Source organism: Phyllobacterium sp. SYP-B3895 (assembly GCF_009647635.1).
GTDB lineage: Bacteria > Pseudomonadota > Alphaproteobacteria > Rhizobiales > Rhizobiaceae > Phyllobacterium > Phyllobacterium pellucidum.
The window spans coordinates 1108194-1133755 of record NZ_WJIG01000001.1; the positions used below are offsets into that span (position 1 = coordinate 1108194).

25 protein-coding genes and 1 pseudogene are annotated in these 25562 nt (G+C 59.4%); 7 read left to right on the top strand and 19 right to left on the bottom strand.

The annotated features are described in order from the left end of the window. Positions 1 to 41: 41 nt before the first annotated feature. The 3 genes and pseudogenes from ftsZ to GF108_RS05360 all read right to left on the bottom strand — a co-directional run. Positions 42 to 1070 (bottom strand): annotated as a pseudogene (ftsZ, locus tag GF108_RS05350) (cell division protein FtsZ); the annotation flags it as partial. 164 nt (positions 1071 to 1234) lie between these two features. Continuing rightward, positions 1235 to 1648: a DoxX family protein gene (locus GF108_RS05355; RefSeq protein WP_153667115.1), complete on the bottom strand. Its 414-nt coding sequence runs from the start codon at positions 1646 to 1648 to the stop codon at positions 1235 to 1237. 85 nt (positions 1649 to 1733) lie between these two features. Next, a complete protein-coding gene (locus tag GF108_RS05360) occupies positions 1734 to 3059 on the bottom strand; it encodes a sorbosone dehydrogenase family protein (protein ID WP_153667116.1) in 1326 nt (441 codons plus the stop codon). 144 nt (positions 3060 to 3203) lie between these two features. Here GF108_RS05360 and GF108_RS05365 point away from each other — a divergent pair, with 144 nt between their 5' ends. After that, positions 3204 to 4184, top strand: coding sequence for an SDR family oxidoreductase (locus tag GF108_RS05365; RefSeq protein WP_153667117.1), 981 nt, complete (start codon positions 3204 to 3206; stop codon positions 4182 to 4184). On the opposite strand, the gene GF108_RS05370 is transcribed toward GF108_RS05365, so the two are convergent. Both GF108_RS05370 and GF108_RS05375 read right to left on the bottom strand, forming a co-directional pair. Further along, on the bottom strand, positions 4181 to 4501 hold the full coding sequence (locus GF108_RS05370) for an antibiotic biosynthesis monooxygenase (RefSeq protein ID WP_153667118.1): 321 nt from the start codon (positions 4499 to 4501) through the stop codon (positions 4181 to 4183). The genes GF108_RS05365 and GF108_RS05370 overlap by 4 nt on opposite strands. A gap of 12 nt (positions 4502 to 4513) precedes the next feature. Then, positions 4514 to 4798, bottom strand: a complete 285-nt coding sequence (locus GF108_RS05375; RefSeq protein WP_153667119.1) for a DUF3175 domain-containing protein — start codon at positions 4796 to 4798, stop codon at positions 4514 to 4516. Between the two features lie 100 nt (positions 4799 to 4898). On the opposite strand from GF108_RS05375, the gene GF108_RS05380 reads away from it, so the two are divergent. Continuing rightward, the gene (locus tag GF108_RS05380; RefSeq protein ID WP_153667120.1) at positions 4899 to 5522 is read left to right on the top strand and encodes a UdgX family uracil-DNA binding protein; all 624 of its coding nucleotides are present in this window, start codon (positions 4899 to 4901) and stop codon (positions 5520 to 5522) included. A 72-nt stretch (positions 5523 to 5594) separates the two neighbouring features. Further along, on the top strand, positions 5595 to 6515 hold the full coding sequence (locus GF108_RS05385; protein ID WP_153667121.1) for a sensor domain-containing diguanylate cyclase: 921 nt from the start codon (positions 5595 to 5597) through the stop codon (positions 6513 to 6515). An 11-nt stretch (positions 6516 to 6526) separates the two neighbouring features. On the opposite strand, the gene GF108_RS05390 is transcribed toward GF108_RS05385, so the two are convergent. Then, positions 6527 to 7102 carry a MarR family winged helix-turn-helix transcriptional regulator gene (locus GF108_RS05390; protein WP_153667122.1) on the bottom strand — a complete coding sequence of 192 codons (576 nt, stop codon included), beginning with the start codon at positions 7100 to 7102 and terminating at the stop codon, positions 6527 to 6529. 184 nt (positions 7103 to 7286) lie between these two features. On the opposite strand from GF108_RS05390, the gene GF108_RS05395 reads away from it, so the two are divergent. Continuing rightward, positions 7287 to 7592, top strand: coding sequence for a hypothetical protein (locus tag GF108_RS05395; protein ID WP_153667123.1), 306 nt, complete (start codon positions 7287 to 7289; stop codon positions 7590 to 7592). A gap of 47 nt (positions 7593 to 7639) precedes the next feature. Then, on the top strand, positions 7640 to 8488 hold the full coding sequence (locus tag GF108_RS05400) for an aldo/keto reductase (protein WP_153667124.1): 849 nt from the start codon (positions 7640 to 7642) through the stop codon (positions 8486 to 8488). Here the strand turns inward: GF108_RS05400 and GF108_RS05405 are convergent. The 3 genes from GF108_RS05405 to GF108_RS05415 all read right to left on the bottom strand — a co-directional run bounded on the left by GF108_RS05405 (position 8485) and on the right by GF108_RS05415 (position 12291). Beyond that, entirely contained in the window at positions 8485 to 10293 is a 1809-nt protein-coding gene (locus GF108_RS05405) for a chloride channel protein (protein WP_153667125.1), read from the bottom strand. The two genes, GF108_RS05400 and GF108_RS05405, sit on opposite strands and share 4 nt — an antisense overlap. A gap of 213 nt (positions 10294 to 10506) precedes the next feature. Then, positions 10507 to 11310: an SDR family oxidoreductase gene (locus tag GF108_RS05410; protein WP_153667126.1), complete on the bottom strand. Its 804-nt coding sequence runs from the start codon at positions 11308 to 11310 to the stop codon at positions 10507 to 10509. 99 nt (positions 11311 to 11409) lie between these two features. Then, complete coding sequence (locus GF108_RS05415; RefSeq protein WP_153667127.1) at positions 11410 to 12291, bottom strand: DMT family transporter; 882 nt, start codon at positions 12289 to 12291, stop codon at positions 11410 to 11412. 222 nt (positions 12292 to 12513) lie between these two features. On the opposite strand from GF108_RS05415, the gene GF108_RS05420 reads away from it, so the two are divergent. Further along, positions 12514 to 13668, top strand: a complete 1155-nt coding sequence (locus GF108_RS05420) for a fumarylacetoacetate hydrolase family protein (protein ID WP_153667128.1) — start codon at positions 12514 to 12516, stop codon at positions 13666 to 13668. A gap of 2 nt (positions 13669 to 13670) precedes the next feature. Here the strand turns inward: GF108_RS05420 and GF108_RS05425 are convergent, their stop codons facing one another. The 9 genes from GF108_RS05425 to GF108_RS05465 all read right to left on the bottom strand — a co-directional run bounded on the left by GF108_RS05425 (position 13671) and on the right by GF108_RS05465 (position 23308). Continuing rightward, complete coding sequence (locus tag GF108_RS05425; RefSeq protein ID WP_153667129.1) at positions 13671 to 14609, bottom strand: phosphatidate cytidylyltransferase; 939 nt, start codon at positions 14607 to 14609, stop codon at positions 13671 to 13673. Beyond that, positions 14602 to 15240 (bottom strand): lysophospholipid acyltransferase family protein, encoded by a 639-nt coding sequence (locus tag GF108_RS05430; RefSeq protein ID WP_153667350.1) that lies wholly within the window; start codon positions 15238 to 15240, stop codon positions 14602 to 14604. Before GF108_RS05430 ends, GF108_RS05425 begins: the two co-directional genes overlap by 8 nt. A gap of 38 nt (positions 15241 to 15278) precedes the next feature. Further along, positions 15279 to 15701: a hypothetical protein gene (locus GF108_RS05435; RefSeq protein ID WP_153667130.1), complete on the bottom strand. Its 423-nt coding sequence runs from the start codon at positions 15699 to 15701 to the stop codon at positions 15279 to 15281. Further along, a complete protein-coding gene (locus GF108_RS05440) occupies positions 15694 to 17040 on the bottom strand; it encodes a phosphatase PAP2/dual specificity phosphatase family protein (protein ID WP_153667131.1) in 1347 nt (448 codons plus the stop codon). The genes GF108_RS05435 and GF108_RS05440 overlap by 8 nt, the downstream gene beginning before the upstream one ends. Next, the gene (locus GF108_RS05445; RefSeq protein ID WP_153667132.1) at positions 17037 to 18839 is read right to left on the bottom strand and encodes a bifunctional alpha/beta hydrolase/class I SAM-dependent methyltransferase; all 1803 of its coding nucleotides are present in this window, start codon (positions 18837 to 18839) and stop codon (positions 17037 to 17039) included. Before GF108_RS05445 ends, GF108_RS05440 begins: the two co-directional genes overlap by 4 nt. Continuing rightward, complete coding sequence (locus tag GF108_RS05450) at positions 18840 to 19457, bottom strand: CDP-alcohol phosphatidyltransferase family protein (protein ID WP_153667133.1); 618 nt, start codon at positions 19455 to 19457, stop codon at positions 18840 to 18842. It lies immediately after the preceding gene. A 23-nt stretch (positions 19458 to 19480) separates the two neighbouring features. After that, the gene (locus tag GF108_RS05455) at positions 19481 to 20809 is read right to left on the bottom strand and encodes a diguanylate cyclase (protein WP_172982573.1); all 1329 of its coding nucleotides are present in this window, start codon (positions 20807 to 20809) and stop codon (positions 19481 to 19483) included. Between the two features lie 45 nt (positions 20810 to 20854). Next, complete coding sequence (locus GF108_RS05460; protein WP_153667135.1) at positions 20855 to 21616, bottom strand: transporter substrate-binding domain-containing protein; 762 nt, start codon at positions 21614 to 21616, stop codon at positions 20855 to 20857. Positions 21617 to 21715: 99 nt separating this feature from the next. After that, on the bottom strand, positions 21716 to 23308 hold the full coding sequence (locus GF108_RS05465; protein ID WP_153667136.1) for an EAL domain-containing protein: 1593 nt from the start codon (positions 23306 to 23308) through the stop codon (positions 21716 to 21718). Between the two features lie 158 nt (positions 23309 to 23466). Between GF108_RS05465 and GF108_RS05470 the strand changes: the two genes are divergently transcribed. Continuing rightward, entirely contained in the window at positions 23467 to 25230 is a 1764-nt protein-coding gene (locus GF108_RS05470; RefSeq protein WP_153667137.1) for a bifunctional diguanylate cyclase/phosphodiesterase, read from the top strand. Here the strand turns inward: GF108_RS05470 and GF108_RS05475 are convergent. After that, a complete protein-coding gene (locus tag GF108_RS05475) occupies positions 25217 to 25516 on the bottom strand; it encodes a hypothetical protein (protein ID WP_175492328.1) in 300 nt (99 codons plus the stop codon). The genes GF108_RS05470 and GF108_RS05475 overlap by 14 nt on opposite strands. Between the last annotated feature and the right edge of the window lie 46 nt (positions 25517 to 25562).

The window sequence follows — 25562 nt, forward strand, 5'->3', positions numbered from 1 at the left end:
TTGGGATCGGGTTGGTTCCGTCAGCCTTGGCGACGCAGGAACGGCATGACCGATGGACTTGCCTCATGCATCGCCGCCGCTGCGGTTTCGACCGCCGCCGCGTCGTCCTGGTCGATGCCGGTCGCGACGACCGATACGCGGAACACGCCTTCGAGCGCGTCGTCAAACGTTGCGCCGAGAATGATGTTGGCTTCGTCGTCGACTTCCTCGCGGATGCGCGAGGCGGCGACATCGACTTCGAAGAGGGTCATGTCGCGTCCGCCCGAGATCGAGACGAGGACGCCCTTCGCACCCTTCATCGAGGCGACGTCGAGCAGCGGATTGGCGATGGCAGCCTCCGCGGCGGTCTTGGCCCGTTCCTCGCCCGTTGCTTCGCCCGTGCCCATCATGGCGCGGCCCATATCGCGCATCACGGAACGCACGTCGGCGAAATCAAGATTGATGAGGCCTTCGCGCACCATCAGGTCAGTGATGCAGGCGACGCCCGAATAAAGCACGCGGTCGGCCATGGCGAAAGCGTCAGCAAACGTGGTCGAGGCGTTCGCCACGCGGAAAAGGTTCTGGTTGGGAATAACGATGACCGTGTCGGCGCTGGCGCGAAGCTCCTTCATCCCCTCTTCGGCCATCCGCATGCGCCTTGTGCCCTCGAAGGTGAAGGGCTTGGTGACCACAGCAACCGTCAGGATGCCGGCAGCACGAGCCGCCCTGGCGATAACCGGCGCTGCACCGGTTCCCGTACCGCCGCCCATGCCGGCGGTCACGAAGCACATATGGGTGCCGGAAAGGTAGTCCATGATTTCGTCGATGCATTCCTCGGCGGCGGCGCGGCCGATCTCCGGGGCGGAGCCGGCGCCCAGTCCTTGCGTGACATGCGCACCGAGCTGGATCAGGCGCTCGGCCTTGGACATTGTCAGGGCTTGCGCGTCGGTATTGGCGACGATGAAGTCCGTTCCCTCGAGCTTCTCGCGGATCATGTTGTTGACCGCGTTACCACCACCTCCACCGACACCGAACACGGTGATGTTGGGTTTCATCTCGGAAATTTCCGGCTTTCTGAGGTTGATGGACATCCTGGTTCCTTCGTGTGCTGATCTGCCCGCCGCACATTCAATTGCGGCTTTGAATTCCGGCAGGGCGGCGAATCAAAAAATCATGCTCCGGAACATGTGCAAAGAATCAGACACGGCGATTCGGCGCAACCCCGATGCACGTCTTATCGGGGTCGCCGCGCGCTTCAGCGCGAAAACGGCAGGATTTTACGCAGGCGCGGATCACGCAGGTAAAGCCCGCCCCAAAGAATGAGGCCGAGATAGACCCCGAAGAGCAGGTGGCTGAAGAGGGGGTTACCGACCCGAACCTGCGTCGCGATTGCGCCGCCCATATAGCCGGTGAGCAGGATCGCGCCGAGAACGGAGGTTTGCGGAACGGCGTAAAGAATCGTGCAAATCAGGCCGAGGATGCCGAGGCCGCGGTCAAAGCCAACACTTGTCGGAAGCCCGAGTTCAGCACAGGTCTGGATGACGACATCGAGCGGAATGAGCTTGATGCCACTGTCGAAGAGCATGAAGAGGATGATCAGACCGCTCATGACGCGGCCGGCCCAAACGGCCGTGTTCGATACGGGAGCGGTTTCAACAATTGTTTGCATGTGGTTATCGCCTCGCAGGTTGGTGTTCCCGCCAAGGACGTTCGCCAGGGCAAGCCTCCGACAGCCCTGCAAAAATTTTGTGCGGCTATTTCGCGGCTGGAGTAATTCGCCAGATCGTATTGCCGACATCATCTGCCACAAGCAGTGCTCCGGCCTTGTCGACCGCAACGCCCACGGGCCTGCCCATCGCCTTATCCTCTGCATTGATGAAGCCGGTCAGCACGTCCTTCGGCGGTCCCTGAGGCTTTCCGTCCTTGAACGGCACGAAGATCACCTTGTAGCCGCTGCGCGGCTTGCGGTTCCACGAGCCGTGCTGGCCAATGAAGGCACCGTTCCTGTACTCGGGTCCGAGCAATGAGGCGGTGTAGAAAGTCAGGCCCAGAGATGCCGTATGGGCGCCAAGCGCATAATCCGGCTTGATCGCCTTGCTCACAAGATCAGGATTTTGCGGCTTTACGCGGGTATCGACATGCTGGCCGAAATAACTGTAGGGCCAGCCGTAGAACGCGCCATCCTTGACCGAGGTCATGTAGTCCGGCACGAGATCATTGCCGAGCTCGTCGCGTTCATTGACGACGACCCACAGCCTGCCGTCATCCGGATTCCACGAAAGGCCGTTGGGATTGCGCAGTCCGGACGCAAAGAGCCGGCTCTGCCTGCTGGCGAGATCGATTTCGAACACCGCCGCCCGATTTTGCTCTGCCGGTATGCCGTTCTCGCCGACATTGCTGTTCGAGCCGACAGTGGCATAGAGCTTCTTGCCGTCGGGGCTCGCAATAATATCCTTGGTCCAATGATGGTTGATCGGCCCGCCTGGCAGATCGACGATCTTTTCTTGTTCGGCCTTGATCGTGGTTTCACCGTCCTTGTAAGGAAAAGCGACGATCGCATCGGTGTTGGCAATGTAGAGCTTGCCGCCTGAAAGCGTCATGCCGAAGGGCGAATTCAAGCCTTCGAGGAAAGTCTCCCTGGTATCAGCCACACCGTCGTGGTTGGTATCGCGCAAGAGGATGATCCGGTTCGGTGTTTCAACGCCCGCTCCGGCCCGCTTCATGAAAAAGCCCATGATCCACTTCTTGATGCTGAACCCTTCATCATGGGCCGGAGGCGTGTTGGTCTCGGCAACGAGCACATCGCCATTGGGAAGAACGTGAAGCCAGCGTGGATGGTCGAGGCCGCTGGCAAAAGCGCCGACCTTCAACCCCGAAGCGGCCTGGGGCGCCGTCCCTTGCGGCCAGGGATCGGTCTTTGCAACATTAATCGTCGGAACGAGTGCGGTATCGGGTTCCGGCAATGCGGGATCGGGCCCATAGCCCACGGCGTAATTTCCGCTCGTCTGGGCAAGCGCTCCAGCGCTCGCGACCATCGCCGCCATAAAAATTCCAGAGAGTAGCTGCCGTGATTGCTTCATGTTCTTTCCCTGCCAGACGAGCGCTGCCGCGCGAGCGAACCTAGCACAGTAACGCGGAACAAGCGTTTCGGTTCGGTGAGGGAACCGATCACCAATTCGTGGCATTTACTCACAACTTCACCCGAAGGCGCGGAGGTAAAAGCAATGGCCCAGACTGCTCGATCCAATAAGGGCAAGCAAACGGCGGAACGGCAGCGGACGATCCAGAAGCGGGCCGATACGAAGGCCGAAAAATCCGGTTCGGGGCAAGAAAAAAAGATACCGCAGACAGGAGCGCGCGCCTATCCAGCCCCGCCGTTTCCAAAACAGCATCTGTCAAAACCGGGAACGGAGTCCATGCTCAAACCCGAGCCGATGTACGACGCGCCCTATTATCTCGGTTCACGCAAGCTCGAAGGAAAGGCAGCCCTGATCAGCGGCGGCGATTCAGGTATAGGGCGGGCCGTTGCGGTGTTGTTTGCGCGCGAGGGCGCAGATGTCGCCATCATCCATGTTGATGAGCCCACCGACGCCGAAAAGACCAAGGCGCTGGTCGAGAAGGAAGGCGGGAAATGCCTGGTGATGGCCGGCGACGTTCGAGACCGGAAATTCTGCGAGGATGCGGTCGAGCAAACCGTGAAGGCATTCGGTGCGCTCGACGTTCTGGTCAACAATGCAGCGTTTCAACTCCACACCGACGCGTTCGACGAACTCACGGAGGAGCACTTCGACGAGACGATCCGCACCAACCTCTATGGCTATTTCTTCCTCGCGCAAGCTGCGGCCCGCAAGATGAAGCCGGGATCGGCAATCGTGAATACCGGCTCGGTGACCGGGATCAGAGGCAGCAAGAACCTCCTCGATTATTCGATGACCAAGGGCGGTATTCACGCCTTTACGCGGGCGCTTTCTGGGAATTTGCTGTCCAAGGGCATCAGGGTGAATGCGGTGGCGCCGGGCCCGGTCTGGACGCCGCTCAATCCTGCCGACAAGGAAGCGGCCGACGTTTCGAAATTCGGAAGCGACACGCCGATGATGCGGCCGGCCCAACCCGAGGAAATTGCCCCCGCCTATGTCTTTCTCGCCTCGCCGCACTGTTCAAGCTACATCACCGGCGAGATACTGCCGATCATAGGCGGTTATTAAGATCGGCCATTGCTGGTGCGGATTTCGAGAACCTGAACCGCATCGGGAAGCTCGATCAGGTAATCCTTGTCGCGTGGAAGGTGGTGAATGCTGTTTGGATCGCTGCCGGTAAACCGAGACATCGCTTCAATGCTTTCCCAATAGGAAATCGTCATGAATTCGGTTTCTTGCTCGCGATCCTCGCGCAGTGTCTGCACCCACAGCGCCTTTTCGATAAGCGGTCTGATCCCTTCCTCGAAGTTATAGGCCTCGTACTCATCGGCAATGTGCGGCAGCGTGCGGCCACGCCAGATACGCGCAATCTTCGCCTTTTCCATGATTGAATCCTCTCAGTCTCGCCCGAATTCCTTGCGAAGCTCGCCCTTGGCTTGCTCCAGGATGTGCTTTTGCGCCTCGGGGAGGTTCTTGCCGGCGCGGTTGATGTAAAAGGTCAGCATCGACATGGCAGAACGGTAGGGGCTCGATTTCCTGCGGTCCGATTGTTCCGCTGATAGCTTTAGCGAATGCGCAATCTTTCGCGGGTCCTTCTGTTCGAAAACATTCGCTTCAAGATCCAGCGCATCGCTATGCTCCGTGACATCTTGCGACCATTTCTTCTTGGCTGTCCTGGCCATTGCAGTACTCCTGCCTGTTGCGCTGGAGATTTAACCGGAGATGGCAGGATTGGTTCCCAATGACGTGGAACCACGCAATTCTTTCACGCGTTAGGGCGCCATGGACAGGTACATCACCGACGGTGAGACGCCGGACGCACACTCGCTATCCGAGCTAAAGGCGGAAGCCGACCACTGCAGGCGCTGCGATCTCTACAAGTATGCGACCCAGACTGTCTTCGGGGAAGGTCCCTCGCGTGCCAAGATCGTGCTTGTTGGCGAACAGCCCGGCGACAAGGAGGATCTTGCGGGCCGGCCTTTCGTCGGGCCAGCAGGTCTGGTTCTCGATGAATGCCTTGAGGAAGCAGCCGTCGACCGCGATCAATGCTACGTCACCAATGCCGTCAAACATTTCAAATTCGAGCAGCGCGGCAAGCGGCGCCTGCATTCCAAGCCTAACGGCGGCGAGATCGAAGCCTGCTCCTGGTGGCTCAGAAATGAACTGCGGCTGATCCATCCGAAAATAGTGGTCGCGCTCGGCGGCACCGCGGCATCGGCACTACTCGGCAGTTCGGTGCGTGTCATGCGCGATCGCGGCAAGGTCGTTGAAACGACCATATTTCCGCCGGTGCTTGTAACCATCCATCCGTCCTATATCCTGCGAATTCGCGATCGGGCCGATGCTGCGGCCGAGAAAAAGGCGTTCATCAAGGACCTCTCGGCAATCAAGGCGCTTGCTACCTGATGCAACTATCTGTTCCGGTCGGGCGGGATTCGGGTTAGTTGTATTCCCGTGCCGTGATTGATTCAGGTAAGCATGGATTCTTCGAAGCGAGCAGACGCAATTCTCCACAACCTTCTGTCGCTGCAGACGGAAAGCCTCGCCTTGGTCGCCGTTTATGACGAAGACGACGTGCTGCGCTACGCAAACAAGAGTTTTCGCGCCGCCTATCACCTTACCCCTGACGAGCAGTTGAGCTGGGGCGATATCATGCGGCGCAACTTCCTCGCCGGCGTCGGGACTGTTTTGAAGACGGCCGACTTCGAAGAATGGTTGCGCTCGACCCAGTCACGCCGCGGCAAGACCGCCTTCCGCTCGTTCGAAACAGATCTCGCCGACGGTCGATGGCTGTGGATGACCGAGACAGTGCAATCGAACGGCTGGATGCTGTGCATTGCCAGCGACATTACCCCGCTGCGCGCCGACGACCGCTGGCTTCGCCAGGATCGTGATCTGGCGTTGCGCGCCTCGCAAACCGACGAACTCACCGGGATCGCCAACCGGCGCTTCATAATGACAAGGCTTGAGGCGCTTGCGAGCAAGACACCGGTGCCTGGTATTGATATTGGCTGTATCGCGGTGCTCGATATCGATTATTTCAAATCGATCAACGACCGCTACGGCCATCAGTCGGGCGATGTGGTCCTGCTCGATTTTGCCCGGCATGGGCACTCGTTCGTCAGGCGACTTGATTGTTTCGGCCGGATCGGCGGCGAAGAGTTCATGTTCATTCTGCCGGACACCAATATTGAAAATGGCCTGGCGATCCTGGAACGCGTGTTCAGCAAGATTCGCACCTCGAGGCCGCTTCCGTCATATCCGGAGGTTTCCTATACGTGCTCGGCAGGTATGACGGCACTGAAGCCGGGCGACACTGCCCAGGATGCATTCGCGCGAGCCGACAAAGGGCTATATCAGGCCAAGCTTGACGGGCGGGACCGTATCGTCGCGGTCTGAGGGCGGCAGTTCTACCGTTCGTCAGGAGATCCGAAAATGGCAGCCGTCGCCCAAGCCCGCTCCAACCTGTCGAGCGTTTCGAACGCTATCTCCATCCGCCGCATGTTCTCAGGGTCGCCGGCCACCATCTGGTGATATTTTTCGGTGATTTCCGTCAGGTCGGCACACAGATCCTGCGCCTTTTGTGTCAGGCGCACCCGGATCGTGCGGCGATCGCGCGGCAATGGAATGCGCTCGACATAGCCACACTCGCCGAGCTGCTTCAGGTAATAGGAAAGGTTGGTGCCGCCATAGGGCCCGCGATCCATGAGCTGGCCGACGGAAAGTTCGTCATTCCCGATCGTCAGGAGCAGCATCGCATGGGCAGGACCGATTTCGCGCACGCCGAGGCGGGACATCTCAGCCTGCAGGAATGTGGCGAAGCGGCGATTTGCCCGCTCCAGCGTCCGGCCCAATTCGAAGTGGGTGAATGCGGAAGAAGACGAAGGCGTGCGTTTGCGTCGTGGTGCGTCTACCGCGTCAACGCCGTCCTCGCCTTCCTTGGCCGGGTCGGCTTCGACGAGATTGTGCAGCAAATGCGAGATCATTAGGTGCTCCTGAAACCAGTGTACCACGCGGTGGAAACGGTAATTCGCATGTGCGAAGGGGGAAATTACAGGGCGTAGGTTAACAGAAAAGAGCGAGGACTAGAAGGCATAAATAGTACTAAAGGATTAGTTGATGTGGAAACGGTCCTCTGCGACGCTCTCCTCGTGGGAGGAATAAAAATAGTTGGCAAACTGGTTGAACGTTCTGCGGGAGAAGAACGAATTGGCCACCGTGTTGGGAAAGAAAATTCCCAGGATGCTCGCGCACGAATCACTTTCGCTCGAACAGATGTCGGAACTCTACAAGTTCCTTGAAAGCCATGCGCACAGCATGGAGGAAATCCGGTCGGAGATGGAAGGCGAAGACCTGCCCGAATCCTATTATCAGGTGGCTGAGGACCTTGATCTCATCTTCACCGACCTCGCGGCGTCGGCTGCGGAGCGGCTGCGCGACATGCGTGCCGGTCCGACAGGCCCTTGCACCGGTTGACGATCGATGCTGGACTGGGCGTTCATCGGGTCTTGCAGGACTGAACAATGAAGCATTCGGATATCAGGACGACGTCGCTGCCTTCTGGCGAGAAGGTACCTGTGCTCGGCCAGGGCACCTGGTTCATGGGCGAGGATAGGCGCCAGGCGCAAAGAGAGGTGGAGGCGCTTCGCCTCGGCATCGATCTTGGCATGACGCTGATCGACACTGCGGAAATGTATGGCGATGGCGGCGCGGAGGAAATCGTTGGCGAGGCGATCGCCGGACGGCGCGACGAGGTATTCATCGTCAGCAAGGTGCTGCCGTCCAATGCTTCGCGCAAGGGAACGATTGCCGCTTGCGAGCGTAGCCTGAAGCGGCTGAAATGCGAGACGATCGATCTTTATCTTCTGCACTGGCGCGGCGGATACCAGCGGCAGGACACAGTGGCAGCCTTCGAGGAACTGATTGAGACGGGTAAGATTCGCGCGTGGGGCGTCAGCAATTTCGACACGGACGACATGGAAGAACTCTTCGATGTTTGCGGCGGAAACGCCGTCGCCGCCGATCAGGTGCTTTACAATCTGACGCGGCGCGGCATCGAATTCGATCTTCTGCCATTTTGCCAAAACCGAACGATCCCGGTCATGGCCTACTCCCCCATCGAGCAGGGCCGCATGTTGGGGCATCCCGCGCTTGCCACGATTGCCAAGGCGTATGAGACGACGCCGGCGGTCGTGGCGCTTGCCTTTGTCATCAATCAGGAAGGCGTTATCGCCATTCCGAAGTCCAGCACGCCGCAGCACATCCGCGACAACCGCAAGGCTCTGGACCTCAAGCTCTCGCCAGAGCATCTCGCAGTTCTGGAAAGCGCATTCCCGCGGCCGCAGCGCAAGCAGCGGCTTGCCATGCTCTAAATCTCTCCCGATACGTCGCGGCGTTGCCGGTCGAGCTCTTCGCTGTATCGACGCAGCAAGTGGCTTTCCGTCAGGAGACCGATAACGCGCCGCTCGACGAGATCGTTGACGACAGCAAGCGCTTCGCTCTCCGTCTTGTCGAAAATCGCTGCCGCCTGCTTGGCGTTCATCTGCGGCTGCAGATATTCGTTGCGGTATTTGATGAGGCCGGCAATCGGCAGGTCCTCGTCGGCATTCTCGGTCAGGCCCGCATGCGCCTCGGGCACGAGGACCATGCCGGCATATTTGCCGGTGTCATCGACGATGATGACCCGTTGCGTCGAACCCAAGGGAAAGTCGCGGCAGAATGCGCGAATGGTCTGCTCGATCGGCGCGGTGCGAACATCGGATCGCATGAGCTTGTTGACCGTGAGATTGCGAATCCAGCCGACGTCATGGGCGCTGCGAATGCTCTCTCCACGCAGGTGGAAACGCCAGGTCGCAAAGGAGTAGCCGAACGTATGGCGTACCGTCAGCGAAGCTGCGGTCACTGCGGCGAGAACGAGGACCGTTATCGGAAAGTCGCCGGTAATCTCGAGGGCGAGGAACGTCATCGTCAGGGGACCGCCAATAACCGAGACGGCGAGCGCACTCATTCCGACGACCGCGTAGATCACCGGCGTCAGCGTGGCGTGCGCAAAAATATAGGGCGCCGAATAAGCAAAGAGCTTGCCGAGCAAGGCTCCCATGAACAGCGAGCCGAAGAAAAGCCCGCCTCTGAACCCCGATCCGATGGAGATTGCGGAAGCCAGCGATTTGAGCAACAGCAGGCCGACCAATGCGGCAATCGTCGTGGTCGTGTCGAGATTAAGGTGCAGCGCGCCATGTCCGCCCGACAGGACCTGCGGCGTGACGAGGGCGAGGAGGCCGACGATGGCGCCGCCGAGGAGGGGCCGGAGCGCTGGTGGAATGAAGCTCTTGCGCGCCATTTCCTCGACGAAAGAGACGCCTTTCATCAGGAGAATGCCGGCGAGTGCGCAGAAGATGCCGAGTAGCATGGCTGGCAAGTAGTCTGCCGGTACGACCGCGCCGAAATGGCCGATGTCGATGACAAAATTGTCACCGGACAAGGCCCTGGCAACGACATTGGCGATCAGCGCCGAGACGATGACGGGGGCAAGGCTGAGGATGGTATAGGAGCCGATGATCAATTCGAAGGCGTAGAACGAGCCGGTGAGCGGCGCATTGAACGCTGCCGCAATCGCTCCCGCCGCGCCGCAGCCGACAAGAATGCGCAGATCCGACCGGCGCAGCTTCAGCGAAAGGCCGATCTTCGACGCAAGCCCGGAGGCAAGCTGTGTGTAGCCGGCTTCGAGCCCCACCGATGCACCGAAGCCGTTCGAGATCAAATTCTGTGCGGCAACGATCAGGCTGTCATTGAGCGACAGCCTGCCGCCATGCAGCGCATTCGCTTCGATGGGATCGACCATGGGCCGCTTGCGGTAGCGCGTGAGAACGAGCAGCACGAGGCCCATGAGAGCGCCGCCGAAAATCGGCGCGATGAACAAAGTGGTCGTATTGGTCGTGATGATCGTCGAAAGGCGCTCGCCGGCCTCGAGACCAAAAATCATCTGGTGCATGCCCTGGGCGATCATGCTCATGGCCGTGACCGTCCAACCCGAAACAACACCGACGACAGCGGCTGCAAGGACGAGGCCAAGTTCGGTGCTGCGTGCGAAGGCCCGCAGCCGGCTCGGCGCAAGGAAAATCGAGAACACGCCCAATCGGCGCAGTGCCAGCTTGCGATAAAGTGGACGTAAACCCATGAGCGGACCGTGTTGGCGTGACCCTCCCGGAAGGCGGGAGGGCGTGCGATGTGCGTGTTGCGAAGCGGGTTATACATCCATTGTGTCAATGAGTTGGCACAAAACGCCGGGAATTGGTAGTGCTCAACCTTTGGTGATGTGATTCATGCAATAAGAGCCGGCCGCATTGTTGCAGCCGGCTCAACGGATATCCGGTATTTGGGTTTAGTTGCCTTAAGCCCGGGCGAAGAGGCGCGCCGCCGGTTCCCGATGCGAAAGATTGGGTCGCAATGCTTGCCGGGCGCCCTCGAAGGCATTCCAGTCGGCAATGTCGGGCAAGGCCGGAATTGTGACGAGTTCGCCCTGGTCGAGGCCGGCCAAGGACGCATCGACCATGTCGGCCGCGGTCATGACAATGGCACTCGGCAGGTTTTCAACCGGCCGGCCGGCGTTCGCCCAAAACTCCGTGCTCGTGGCGCCGGGCAACACGGCCTGGATACGGATGCCCTTGTCGTTGAGTTCGTGATGCAGAGACTGGCTGAAGGCAAGCACGAAAGCCTTGGTCGCGCCGTAAACGCCGTTGAGCGCTTCCGGGGCAATGGCGACGATCGAGGCGATATTGATAATCGTGCCGCTGCCGCGTGCGACGAACTTGGGTGCTGCGGCCTCCGTCAGCCGTGTCAATGCAACGACATTGAGCTTGATCATGGCGTCCATTTCCGCCGGATCGGATTCGAGCAATGGTGCCGTTGCGCCGACACCCGCATTGTTGACGAGCATGGTTATGCTCGCATCGCTGGCAAGAATGGCTCCGACCTTCGCAATTCCGCTGTCGTCGCCAAGATCGGCGGCAACCACTTCGACGCTCCGCCCCGTTTCGGTGGTCAGGCGCGAAGCAAGGCTTGTCATCCTGTCGCGATTGCGTGCGACGAGAATGAGGTCATAGCCGCGACGTGCAAGCCTGTCCGCATATACAGCGCCGATGCCCGATGATGCGCCGGTAATCAGCGCCGTGCCCTTGTCTGATTGAATGGTCATGTCCTGGTTCCTTCCATGTCTGGATGACGACTGGAGGAAGAATACAACCGAATGGCCACGGCCTAAATGTCATATAAGCCACGTTTTAGGACATTGCTGTTAGGTGGCAGAATTAGCCGGTGTCCGCCCTTTCTTTGTTCCGGCCAGAACGTTGGCGACCACGGCGGCAAAAACGATCGAGCCGCCGATAACCGTGCTTCTGCTCGGAACCTCGTTAAATACCAGCCAGATCCAGAAAGGTGCGAGAGGCGCATCGAGCGAGCCGATGAGGGCGGTTTCTATTGGTGGAAGCCATTTTGCGCCAAGCGTGAAGCAGGCAAGCCCGACGGCTGAAACGAGGATGCCGAACATGGCAATGAGGAGGAGGTCGTGTGCGGAGACCGACAGGGGATTGCCAAGCGGCCAACAGATAAGCGAGCTCAGGAGGGCCGAGACGCAGGCGGCAGGCATGACCGAGATTTCAGGAGACCGGCGCACGATGACCATCAGCACGCCCATGCAGAGCGTCATGCCGAATGCCAGAAGGTCACCGAACAGGCTGCCCTCCGTTCCGAGCCCGACCATGATGATGACGCCGCCCATCGCCGCGATGCTTGCGACGATCGCGCGCAGGGTCGAGCGCTCGCCCATGGCCAGCCAGGCAATGACGGCGGCGACGAAAGGGATTGTCGCATAAATGACCGCGACATGCGCCACGGTCGTCTCCTTGAGCGCGGTTATGAAAAACACCATGCCCAGCGACGAGACCGCTACGAAAAGCCAGCCCGGACGACCCATATGGCGGAAGCTCTTCCAGGCGATCCCACCTTCAAAAAGCATCATGGCAACGGCAATGCCGATCGAGCCGAAAATGCCCCGCCAGGCAAGGATCGTCCAGCTGTCGAGCGGGATCGCGCGCGGGAACAACCCGGCAAGGCTCCAGGCCACTGCGGATGCAGTAACGAGGATCAATCCCAGTCGATATTCCGCTACCTTGTTCACGCACGCCCCGGTTGTCTTTTGCCCTTGCGCGTACTAGTGGCGCGTTCGCATAAAATGACAAGACATATTGGAAGCCCGTCCACGGTCTCCTGACAGGGCGGCCCGGACGAGCGTCGGGCTGGTCTTGATTGGAGCGCACTCCTCCCGCATAAATGCGGGCAAGCAGTCCAGGGAGAGGATGCCATTCCGCTCCGTCAATCCGAAACATCCAGGAAATCGATCATGTCAAATGCCATCGTCCCAACCTCCGGCGTCCTTCTCGGACGAGCCAAAATTCCTGGCTACGACCATCCTCGGATCGTCACAATCAGAGATGGCATTGTCTATGACATCACCGACAAGGCTGGCCCGACCGTGCGCGACATATGCGAGATGGCCGAACCTGCAAGCTATGTTACCGGCGTGGAAGGTACGAGGATCGGCGTCGTCGATGCCGTCCTTGCCAATAGCTGGTCCGGCACGTTCGATCCGGCCGACCCGGCATTGCTGTCGCCCATCGATCTGCAAGCGGTCAAGGCGTCCGGTGTAACGTTTGTCGCCTCGCTGCTCGAGCGTGTTATCGAAGAGCAGGCGAAGGGCGACAAGACCAGGGCGGACTCGCTGCGCGAGGAGGTGCTTGGCCTTATTGGCGCGGATCTGTCGCAAATCGTGCCGGGCTCGCCCGCCGCGATGCAGGTGAAGGAGGCGCTGATTGCACGCGGAGTCTGGAGTCAGTATCTCGAGGTCGGCATCGGGCCGGATGCGGAGATTTTCACCAAGGGGCAGCCCATGTCGACGGTCGGCTTCGGTGCGGACGTCGGCCTCCATCCAATCTCAAGTTGGAACAACCCCGAGCCGGAGATCGTGCTCGTGGTTGCCAGCAACGGCCAGATCGTCGGTGCGACGCTGGGCAATGACGTGAACCTGCGCGATGTCGAAGGTCGGTCCGCGCTGCTTCTCGGCAAGGCCAAGGACAACAATGCGTCAGGCTCTGTCGGACCTTTCGTACGGCTCTTCGATGGCGAGTTCACGCTCGAGACGGTCAAAGCCGCCGAACTCAGCATGCGGGTCGAGGGCGAGGATGGCTTCGTGCTCGACGGGCATTCCAACATGGCGAAGATTTCGCGTAAGCCAGAATCGTTGGTTGAGGCGACGATCGGTCGGCACCATCAGTATCCGGATGGCCTCGTCCTCTTCCTCGGCACCATGTTCGCTCCGGTCAAGGACCGCGACGGCCCGGGCAAGGGCTTCACCCATAAGCTCGGCGATATCGTCTCGATATCCACGCCTTCGCTTGGGACATTGTCCAACCGGGTGCGGCTCTCGACCGAGTGTGCCCCGTGGACCTATGGGGCAAGCCATCTGCTGCGCGATCTCGCCAGGGCGGAACTCCTTTAGCGCTAGGTCCAGAAGTATCGGACGATGTGAAAGAAGACCGGCGCGGCGAAGACGAGGCTGTCCGCGCGGTCGAGCATGCCGCCATGGCCCTCGATCATGTGGCCCCAATCCTTGACGCCGCGATCCCGCTTGATCGCGGAGGCGACGAGCCCGCCGAAGAAGCCCATGATGCAGGCAAGAGCAGCCATCAGCCCGGCCTGGACCGGCGTGAACGGGGTCAGCCAGTAGAGCGCCGCCCCAAGCAGCGAAGCGCTGGCTATGCCGCCGATGAGCCCTTCCCAGGTCTTCGAAGGCGAAACCTTCGGCGCGACCTTGTGCCGGCCGAAGAGCTTGCCGAACACATATTGCAGGACGTCGCTGCCTTGCACCGTGGCTATCAGGAAGGCGATGAGCAGCAATCCCTTACCGGCAAAGCCGGGTATCGACAGCGTGAGCAGGGCTGGAACATGGCTGATGCAATAGACCGATAGCATAATGCCCCATTGCTGTTCGCTGACACGTTCTAGAAAGCGCGCGGTGTCGCCCGAAATTGCCGTCAGGGCAGGCATGGCGAGGAAGCAGTAGACCGGCACGAAGATTGCAAACAGGCCGTACCACTCGATCCACAGCAGATAATACTGAACGGGGATGATCACGAGGAACATGCCGATCAGGATCCAGTGATCCCCGCGCCGCGTGTGGGTGAGCGTCACATATTCGCGCAAGGCAGCGAAGGACACGAAGGCAAAGAGGAGGATGACACCGCCCTTGCCGAAAAAGAAGGCGACGGAGATCGCGCCCACCATGATCCACCACGCCTTGATGCGCGAGTTGAGATTGGCCAGGGCGTCCGGCAGCACGTCACCTTTCCGCCGGCTTTTCCAGGAGAGGGCGGTGGCAATGGCGCTTGCGCCAGTGAGGACGGCAAGTAGGCCGAGAAACAGCCAGGCTGCTTCAACCATGATCGAGAGCCCTCTGCTGTTCGGGACTAAGCGCCAGAAGCGCATCGCGGGCACGCGCCAGGAAGGCGTGGCGATCCTCGTCTGGCTCCAATTGAACGGGCGTGCCGAAAACAACGCGGCACAATAGAGGGACCGGTAGAAACGCGCCCTTTGGCAGCACGCGGGACATATTCTCGATCCAGCATGGGACAAGCTCAACGTCGGGGCGAGCCAGGGCAAGATTGTAGATGCCAGAGCGGAAGCGCAGCAGCGGTTCCTCGGTCATGTTGCGCGTGCCTTCGGGAAAGATGATCAGGGAGTGTCCATGGGCGAGGGCATCCAGCATGATGACCATCGGTTCTTCGGCCCGCTCCACCCAATTGCGCTCGACCAGCACCGTATTGAGAAGATCGCGGGCAAGGATGTGGCGGATGCGGTTCTTGCGCCAATAATCTGCGCCCGCGACGGCGCGCGTCCGCGCGCGCTCCTTCGACGGGAGGCACGTCGAAAGCAGAATGAAATCGCCGTGGCTGGCATGGTTGGCGAAATAGATGCGCTGCCGCCCCGAGGGTGCGCAGCCCTGCCAGATGGGCCGCACGCCGGTAATCGCGCGCGACAGGCCGGCAAGGACCATGGCGGCGCCGCGCCGCATGACATGCTTACCGAACGTCTCCCCAGGTTTATCCACGCTTATGCCGTCCACAAACTATAGGCCGTTGCGGAAGCAAAGAGGGCAAGGAAGACCGCGAAAGCCAGATGAAGGCGCATCAGCAAGCGGTTGGTGCCGGCAATGCGGGCGCTGAGCGGCCGGCTCGTCTTTGGGCATTTGCGCAAGCGCATGCGCTCGAGCAGCTTGTCGGCCGCACGACAGCCCGCCGTTTCGTCTTCATGGGAGGCAATGAAATGGAAAAGCGCCGCGTCGAAGCGCAGATAGATGGCAAGGAACAGCGTCGTCAGCCCCCCGACTATGAGGAGTGGCCATAGCCAACTGAAAAGCTTGCCCCCGGCGTCTCCCGCAACGGAGGATGCCACCAATAGAATGCAGGTCAAAAACCCATATGTATGGGCCCTGCGCGTCAAACGGGCCGCGAAGGTTTCCGCGTCTTCATCCATGCCGTTCCCCTGTTGCTTCCGTCACGATCATATCGTCGCTCAGGTGTATTGGCCTGCCCCCCGTCTTTATAAGGTGTATCGCCTGTTCTGCGTTAACAGCGTGCCCATGGCGCAAAAGCCAGGTCGCCACTGCCGCTGCGCTGCGCTGAAAGCCGAGCGCGCAACAGACGAGCACGGGACCTTTCATCTGCGCATTTTCGATGGCTTCCGAAGCTTTTTCAAGATCGTCGGGCGGTACCGGGACGAGATCGAGCGCCGGGAAAGTTCGCCAGGCAATTTCGACGCCGGACGGTCTTGCAAGTTCGCTGGTCAAATCGATCACACTGGCAAAAGCCGAAAGCTCGGCACGTTTCGGCAGCCGGCCGAGGTGGACGTTGTCAAGAATCTGCACGGAGGAGGGCAGCTTGCGGGTCCATAGGGAGATGTTGATTTTTACGCCAAGCCGATAGGGCGCAAGGAGCCACAGGCTGGCCAGCGATACTGTTCCATCTTGACGTTTCTGGAAGACCCTGGGCCCTGCGCCTAGATAGGCGAGGGCGACAAGGCCGAACGCCAGGGCCGGCCAAAGCAAGATGAGGTTAATGATCGATCTTGCTGCTTCAACCACAACAAGGAGAAGAAGCGCGAGACTGGCGGCGGCATAGTAGCTGCCGATACGCTTATGCTTGCCGTTCGGACTGAGAACAAAATCCCCCAGCGGCGACCGCTCCCCGGCGGGAAATAGCCACAAGGCAAAGAACCCAAGGAGGGCGCCGGTTGGTATGTCTATGAAATGGTGCTGGTAGGTCGTGAGCACGGAAACTCCGATCAGCAGGCACCACAGGTGCCATAGCCACAGTACCGCGCCTGCGAGCCGGTGCCGCCAGTGTTCCCAGATGATGATGAGCAAGGCAATGTGCAGGGACGGCGCCTGGTTGAACGGCTTGTCGAAGCCCCCGAGCAAATCGAAGAGGAAGCCCGGCGCTCCGCTCGTCAGGGGTTTTGCAAAAATGAAGGTCAGGGGAAAGGCGACGAAGCAGGCAACGGCGATCATCTGCGCTGTGAGATAACGTCTTGCCAGGCGGTCCACCTCTGCTGGGGTGTCGTTGAGGAACAGGGACAGACCGTAAAAGGCGTTGATCGACCAATAGGGAAAAATCGTCCAGGCGAGGAAAGGAATGTCATGTTCCCAGCTGAAGGTTATGTGCGCAACGTGCAGCCGTTGCGCGGCGAGCCAGTTGGCCGTGCCATAGGTGAGATAGAAGAAGGGTGCGAGAAAGGCGAGCCATAGGATGGCGCGCTTGGCCACCGGCCCTTCAAGACGCCATTTGCCAATCGGTGAAACGCTCGCCGCCGTCATTTACGCTCGGCGACCGACACTGTGAAAATGCCCCAGCGGTCGATGCGCTGCTCGATTTTCTTGAACCCTGCGGCAGCGACCAGCTGGTCCATCTCGGCCTGCGTACGCCGGCGCATGATCCAGGCTTCCCCGCCGCGGTGCGATGTCAGAGCGCGTGCGATCATTTCGAGCTGCGGATGCCAGGGCTGGTTGGTGTAGATCAACAGGCTGCCGGTTTGCATCGCCCGGGCGAGGCCATCGAGCGAGCGGCGGATCATGCCGTTGTCCGAAAATAGTTCGTAAAGCCCCGAGACAATCGCAAGATCCGGGGAGGGGGCTGTCGCCGCCAGCATGTCGCCATCGAAGGCATCAGCCTGATGGAAGCTCGCGATCGACTGGAGACCGCGCTCGGCTATCAGCTTGTTCCCCGCTTCTACATTGATGGGCGAATAGTCCTGGAGCCGGACACTGTCGGGCTTTATCCCGGATTGCGCGATGGCGTCGAGGATATAGCGACCGTGGCCGGCCGCAATGTCGAGGATATTCGTTGTTCTTCCGCTCGCGGTAAGCTTGGCGAGGCATATTTCAATCAGCTCTTCGAGGTGGAGCTTTCGCTGGCGAATGCCGCGCCAGCCGATGGCTTCAAGGAACTGTTTGTCGACGAGCCTGCCACCCGGGCCGATCCCGCGCGGTTGGTTCCGGTAGACATAGTCGAGCGTCGAACCGGAGTCGAAGCCGGTCTTTACCCCCGTGCGAATGCCTTCGGAGATGAGGGCGGCGCAGCGCAGGGAGGTTCTGTACGAGGTCCAATATAGGCCCTTGGCCGAAAGCATATCGTGTGGTGACGAAAGCCGGTCCGCCTCGTCGCGTGTGTAACCACTGGCATCGGCGTTGGTGACGTCGAGTTCGGCTGGGGCCTTAGCAAAGCGCTCGGTTAAGAAGCGGCGCATATGGGCGATGGGAATGGCCCGCTCCTTTTCGCCGAGCGTGTCGTGAAAGAAGCCTTTCAGTACATGCCGTTCCTTCAGGGGATGCGCCAGATTTTCGTAGAAGCGGTGTTGCGGCGCATGGCGAACGACCCAGTCGCTTCCCGAGATCAGGAGCTGCGTCGGCACGATGATTGCGCGGGCGTCGGCGACGACCCGCTCCGCGGTATCGTAAAGGTCGAGCAATATGTTGGAAGCGATGGGGCGGGTGATCAGCGGGTCGTTTTCAAACGAGGCGATGCGCTCGGGATCGTGGGTGAGGAACTTGGCTTTGACGTAGGAATTGACGAAGAACTGGCCTTTCAGCTTTTGCCAAAGCGAGATGCCTTGCCGGGCAAAGGGAACGTAGAGTTTTACGCTGAAGGCCGGCGACGCAAGAATGAGTGCGCGAATGGGCGGCGCATAGTCATGGACCCAGCTTGCCGCGAGAACTGCTCCAACCGATTGGGCGACGACCGCGATATCTTCCATGGCAAAGCCGTCCCCGGCAATGATGTGCCGAACGAAACTGTCGAGATCGCGTACCGAAGCTGCGAACGATGGAGAAAAACCGCGCGTTCCGGGAGAACGGCCGTGGCCGCGGGCATCCCAGGCATAGAATGCAAAATCATCGAGACCAAGCTCGCCGACAAGATGGGCGACACGCCCGCCATGCTCATGGCCGCGATGCAAAAGGACGATTGCGCCTCTGGCCGTCCCGCTGTGCGCCGGCCACTTGCGATAGAAGAGTTCCGTGCCGTCATGCGTGCGAAAGAAATGCTCTTCGATTGCGCCGGGAGCGCTCCGGCCGTTGGCGTTCTCGGTGGTCGTTTCGTGTTCCGCCAACGAGATCATTCAGGATGCCGCCGTTTCCGCGCGCCGCAAGCCGGCGCGAACGCGATTGATCATGGTGTAGACCGAAAGGAGCGCCATGAGAGGAAAGATCCAGCCGAACCAGTAAGGGAGCACGATACCGCTGCCGATGAGGGCCGCAATGACGCCGAGTGCCAGGGCACGGTCGCTCTTGCCGAAGGGCCCGTCATAGCTGCGGCCGCCACCGGTCATCACGCCAAGGGCGCCGGCATATTCGGTCAGCATCGCGGCTATGGCAAAGGCGACGACGCCGGGCGGCGCGAATGGCCCGACCAGCATGAAGGGCAGGATGAGCGCCACGTCCGAGACGACGTCGCCGAGTTCGTTGAGATAGGCGCCGAGTTTCGAAGCCTGCCTGAACTCGCGGGCCATCATGCCGTCGATCGCGTTAAGCGCCATGCGTACGAAAAGGACGACGGGGAGCAGCCAGAAGACCGGGGAGATGTCGTAGAACAGGGCCACCACCGCTCCTGCAAGGACCGAAAGCACAGCTGCCGCGAGGGTGACCTGATTGGCGGTCACACCGCGCGCGACCAGGCGACCGGCGAGCGGTCGCAGCAGGTTCTGGAAGGCTGGCTTCAGGGAATAGAGCGTTGGCATCGGCGGGATTCCCGAGAATTGGTCTAGGCCGTCAGCGGTTTCAAATCGGCCCTGCCGGGCAAAGGAAGGGATTTCACAATATTGCGTCCGCTGTGCTTGGCAAGATAGAGCGCCCGGTCGGCATTCTCGAGCAATTGCGCCGAAGTCTCGAACCGACCGCTCTTGATGGTCGCCACACCGACGCTGGCAGTTATACGGATGGTTTCATCGTAGCTTGAGGTGATGATAAGGCTGCTGATCGACAGCCGGATTTTTTCCGCTTCGGCAATCGCGCTCTGCAAATCGCAATCCGGAAAGACCAGGGAAAATTCCTCGCCGCCGTAGCGAGCCGCGTGGCAATCGCGTTCGGCACCGATGCTGCGCAGGACATTCGCTGTCATTTTCAGGCAGGTATCGCCCATCTGGTGGCCGTAATGGTCGTTTATCGATTTGAAGTGGTCGAGGTCGACCATGAGGATTGCAAGATCGGTGTCGTTTTGCGTCGCCTTGCCGAACTCCTCGCCGATGCGCTTTTCGAAACTGCGCCGGTTCGCAAGGGTCGTCAGGCCGTCTTCTTCGGAAAGCGCCTGCAGGATGGAATTGGTCCGCAGCAGATCGAGTGAGACGTGGCCATAGGCTTCGATAGCCTCGTTGATCGTCGACAACTCACGGAACAGAGGCCGGCGCAGTCTGAGCCTGCGCTTTTCGTGGCGGTCAATGGAACGCAGGCCTTCGATGGCCGAATTTATGGGGCGAATTATGTGCCTTGCCACGACATAGATCGCGCCGACAGCGATGAGAACCGGCAGCGTCAGAATGATGATCCACGCTACCTGGATCATCTTTGCCGTCCGCTGGATATCGCCGGACATGCCATAGGCGAGAACCGCGGCGTCGCTGACGATGGATTGGCCGAGTTCATCGGTCACCCGCATGGCGCTTTGGTAGGTTTCGAGCGCCTGCCGCTCCAGCTCGGCTCGAACGGCGGGGTCGGGACTCGTATCGCCGGCATCCATCTTGCGAACCTGATCGCGCAGGGCGACGATCTGCTTGACGTGGCTGCTGACCTTTTGGACGCCCTTTGCCAACTGATCATTTTCATCCAGCGTAAAGCTCTGGGCAAGCACATGCGTCTGCAATTGCAGCTGTCGTTCCAACTCGCGGTCTTTCGCGAGGTAAATCGAACGCGCCAGCGACGCCAGCCGCTCGACCTTGATGGCGTTGCGGTTCTGGCTCAAGACCAGCGGCAGCTGCTGTTCCTGGGTATAACGCGCATCGTTCTCGATCTTGCGCAGGAATACGATGGAAACGCCTGCGGCAACTATGGCGTAAAGGAGTACGAATCCGATCAGCAGCCTTCCGGCCGTGATCATCGATATCTGCACTCCTCTCCTGCGCGCTGCCATTGCCGAACTTACCTAGTAGATGCTGAAGGGAAAATAAGTGTTGTTGATACGATCATACGTCCCGTTCAGCCGGAGATGATCGAGGGCTTCGTTGACTTTCTTGATCAATTCCACATTACCTTTTTGCGCGGTGATGTGCGCCGAGCTTTTGAGGAAGCCGTTGGTTACCGGATCGCCGACATAGTCGAACTTCGAATTATTCGGCGATTGCAGGAAGGTCAGCAGGTCGATGGAATCCGCCAGCACCAGATCGACCTCGCCCGCCTGCAGCAGCTTTTGCGCTTCAGGCTCGTCCTTGGTCAGAACGATCTTGCTCTCGCTATAGGCCTTCTCCAGATATTCCGATTGGATCGTCTGCTTGCCGGCCGCGATGCGCACGCCCTTGAGGGCGGCGGGCGAAACATCCTTGAATCGGTTCGGGTCTCCTGCAAACGCCGAATGCGAACGATAGTACGAGCTTGAAAACTCCATTCGCGCGGCCCGGGCATCGGTATACGACATGCTCGCCACCACGAGGTCGTATTCGTTGTTTTCCAGCCTGCCGATGATCTCATCCCAGGGTATTGCAACGAGGGTGCACTCGGCCTTCATGTCCTCGCAGACAGCCTTGGCTATATCAACGTCGAAGCCCACGAGATTGCCACTGGCGTCGATGGAATTGAACGGCGGATATGCGCCTTCCGTTGCAACTCTAAGTTTTAGGGCTTCCGCCGAAGCGCTGCCCGAGAGCAGTTGAAGTGCTACAGCAGCCACTGCCAGGATTGTCAATTTCATCGTTTGCCGTCCCCAATACCCCGATGATAGCAGAATCACTCGGACGAAATGAACAAACTATGATCGATCAACAATTAATCCGAACATGCTTGATTTAAGTTAAATATCGGAAGTTGCATTAGATTGTTCGCGCGATGCGTGCAGCATTTCTCGGATGGCCGCCGAATTGGTCGGCCGGCCGAACAGCCAGCCCTGCCCATCCACCTTCGGTACGAGAGCGGCGAAATAGTCGCGCTGCGCTTCTGTTTCGATGCCCTCGACGACGATGGCGAGATGATGCACGTGGGCCATGCCGATGATTTGAGGGATGATCGAAACCGACACCGACCCGGTTCCAATGGTCCGGGTGAAGGAACGGTCGATTTTGATGCCATCGACGCTTAGTTCGCCAAGATAAGCCAAACTCGAATAACCGGTTCCGAAGTCGTCGATGAAAATCTTGTGTCCACGCGCGCGCAAGCGCCGTATCGCGGCGATCGCATCGCTGGAATTGGCGGTGGATTGCTCGGTAATTTCGAGCAGGATCTGGTCGCTGGCAACGTTTGCCGCCTTGAGGCGGGCCGCGAGCCAATCGTTGAACTGTCGATCGAAAAGGTCGGCAGCGGATATATTGATATTGATATGAAAATTCCGATTTGCCACCAGAAACGCCGCCATGTCGTCCAGGACGTGTTCGATGATACAGGTCGTCAGACGATTGATCAGGCCTGACTTCTCCGCAACCGAAATGAACACATCCGGCGAAATTGCTTCGCCATTGTCGCGCCAACGTGCCAGCGCTTCCGCCGCCACCGGTTTTCCGGTGACGATATCGACGATGGGCTGATATTCGACTGTCAGCCGCTTGCGCGCGATCGCCTGCTGCAGGCGCGCCTTCATGCTCATCGTGTTGCGGCGTAGCAGGATGAGGATCACTCCGAGCGCGCCGCCAAGCGCCGCTCCGAACAGGGTCAGAATGATTGTCATGGGCTGCGCCGATGCCTCGAGCCTGCCGACTTCGACATTGACCGTTACACAGGCGGTTTTCCGGCAGACATTGCGAAAGATCGTACCGCCCTGCCTGCCGCCGCCGGAGGGCCTCACCCTCCCGATTGCCCCTTGATTGAGTGTGCCGAAGAGACCGATTGTCTCGGGCATGCCAACGGGATTGAACATGACGCTGAACGTATAGTCCGGATTTTTCAGCGTTTCGAAAGCTTGGGGGTCTAGGACGACATTGGCATGGCCAGTGCCGATGATCGGGGCGGTGGTGTTGGAGATGGCAAGACGCGCCTTCGTGTAGATCAGTTTGCCGTCCAATGTTTCGAAATCATGCGTGATCAGGGGCATTGGTTTGCGCCCCTTCCCGAAAACCGCAGAGCAATGAAAAGCGCCGTCCTTGACCCGTCCGAGGTCCTTCAGGAACTTCGTTCGAAACAGAATATCGCGAAGGTAGCTGATCTCTTCGGTCGAGCAGAAAGGAAAGGGCGAGCCGTTGATGACGGCGAGCATCGCGTCGACTTCGGCAAAAACGTCAACCGCGCGATCAAGCACCTGATCGGTGTATCTGCGCATGTCGGCCCGATCGCTCGAGACAATAACCAGTTTGCTGATCCATGCACCGCAGATACCGCCGCCGATAATTAAGGCCGCGACAAGCAAACTCCTGAACCAGGCTCGATCGAAATAGCGCCGCATCCAGAAAATTCTCATCGTCTTTTCCAAGCATCGATCCGCCAAGCTTCCAGGTTAAAATCATCCTTGCACGGCAAGTCGTAAAATTTCTCTGACCGAATGACACGAGACAATAATCGTAGCGAACCCGAAATCCACGCTGTAAGTTGTGGCAAGGGTGGAGCTACAACGACAAGATGCAGCCGGCGCGATCAGAGCAAGAATTCCAAAACATCCTTCGTCGTCTCGAAATAGCGCTCGACGCATCGCAGATCGGCGTCTGGGAGCACAATGCCGAGACGGGCGAGGTGATCTGGAATTCACAGATGCACCGGCTCTATGGCACCGGCGGTACGCAAAGACGAGTTAGCTCGGAAATTTGGATCAATGCGATTCACCCTGACGATCGGGCAAGAGCCATGGAGGACTTCAATGAAGCCGCCGAGCTCAAGAGCGACTACGTCTCGGAGTTCCGGGTGATACTCCCGAACGGAGATATTCGTCACATCAGGTCGCGGGCGCATTATTACGACGACGGCAGCAGCGGCACGTTCGTTGGCGCCGAGTGGGACGTGACCGCCGATGTCATGCTTACCCGCGAATTGTCGAACCAGAAGGCGATCGCCGAAGCACGGACGCTTGCCCTCGAAGCCAGCACCGCTCAGATCGAATATGCTGCCGAGCATGACTATCTGACCGGGCTTCCCAACCGGCGGTTCTTCGACAGGCGTCTTGCCGAACTGTCGAACGATCCCTTAAGGGAGCGTCTTGCCGTGCTCCATGTCGATCTCGATTATTTCAAGCAGGTGAACGACACGGCGGGCCATGCCGCGGGTGATGCCGTGCTGAAGTCGGCGGCGTTGATGATCGCTTCCGTCGTGCCGGAAGGCGGCTTCGTTGCGCGCATGGGCGGCGACGAGTTCATCATCCTCCTTTCGGATTTCGCGACGATCCGGGAGCTGGAGGTTGTTGCCGAGCATATCGTGCGCCTCCTGAAGCAGGGCGTATCCCACGGCGGAGTGTTGCTGCAGACCGGCGCCTCCATCGGCGTCGCCTGGGTCAATGATGGCAACGCCTCGGGCCTGCTCGCCGAGTCCGATATCGCGCTCTACCGCGCCAAAAAGCTCGGCCGCAACCGCGTCGAATTCTTTGCGCCGCACCTCAAAAGCGAACTTTCGCGGGACCGTCGCATCGCTGAACATGTGAAGCGGGGCCTTGAGCGCGGCGAGTTCGTGCCCTTCTACCAGATCCAGATCGATGCCGAGTCACGTGAAATTGTCGGCATAGAGGCGTTGGCCCGTTGGAGACACCCCAAGCGCGGCGTGCTTGGCCCCGAGGCCTTTCTAAAGGTGACGAATACGCTCGGCCTCATGGCCGATCTCGATGCAGCCATGCTGCAAGCGGTGCTGCGCGACCGGCAGGTCTGGCAGGAAAGCGGCATCGCGGTGCCACGTATTGCGGTCAACACATCGGCGGCGCGCCTGTCCGATCCGTTGCTGATCAATCAACTGCGTCTTTTGCAGATTCCGCACAATGCGATTTCGTTCGAACTCCTGGAGACGATCTTTCTCGACGAGCTCGAAGACGAGGTCCTGCTCAACATTTCCCTGCTGAAGCAAATGGAGATCGACATCGAGGTGGACGACTTCGGGTCGGGACACGCCTCGATCATCGGTCTCCTGAAACTCAAACCAAAGCGCCTGAAGATCGACGGGCGTCTCGTCATGCCAATCACGATCTCGCCCGAGCAGAGGAGTCTCGTTGGCTCAATCGTTGGAATAGCCCGGGCGCTCGGTATCGGCGTGATCGCAGAGGGCGTGGAAACCAACGAGCACGCGAAATTATTGCGGCGTCTCGGCTGCGATACATTGCAGGGCTATGCAATCGCCTACCCGGAACCTGCGGCGGACCTTGGCGCTCGGCTGCTTGTCGAGCGGAGTAAAGGCTCTAGTGTTCCGTGAATGACTCCGGCATTCCTTGCTTGATTTTCCCGATCGGGAAGGGTTTCTGGAAATGACCGCGCGCACCGAGAAAACTCAGTTCGCGGTTTGCCGCCATTGCGGCCAGTTCATCCTCGTCGCGGATCCCGCTTTCGAACATTGCGATAATGGTTCGCGCAAGTTCATTGCAACGAGGATCGGTCCTTGGGCAACGATCTAGCAGAATCGAGGCGCGATTATGCGCGCGCTGCATGATTTCCCAATCAGTGGTCGTAAATATGCGTCTGTCGATTTCCAAAAAGGCCATGACACGCTCCCTCAGATAAGGCGAGAACACATCCATGATTGCGGGT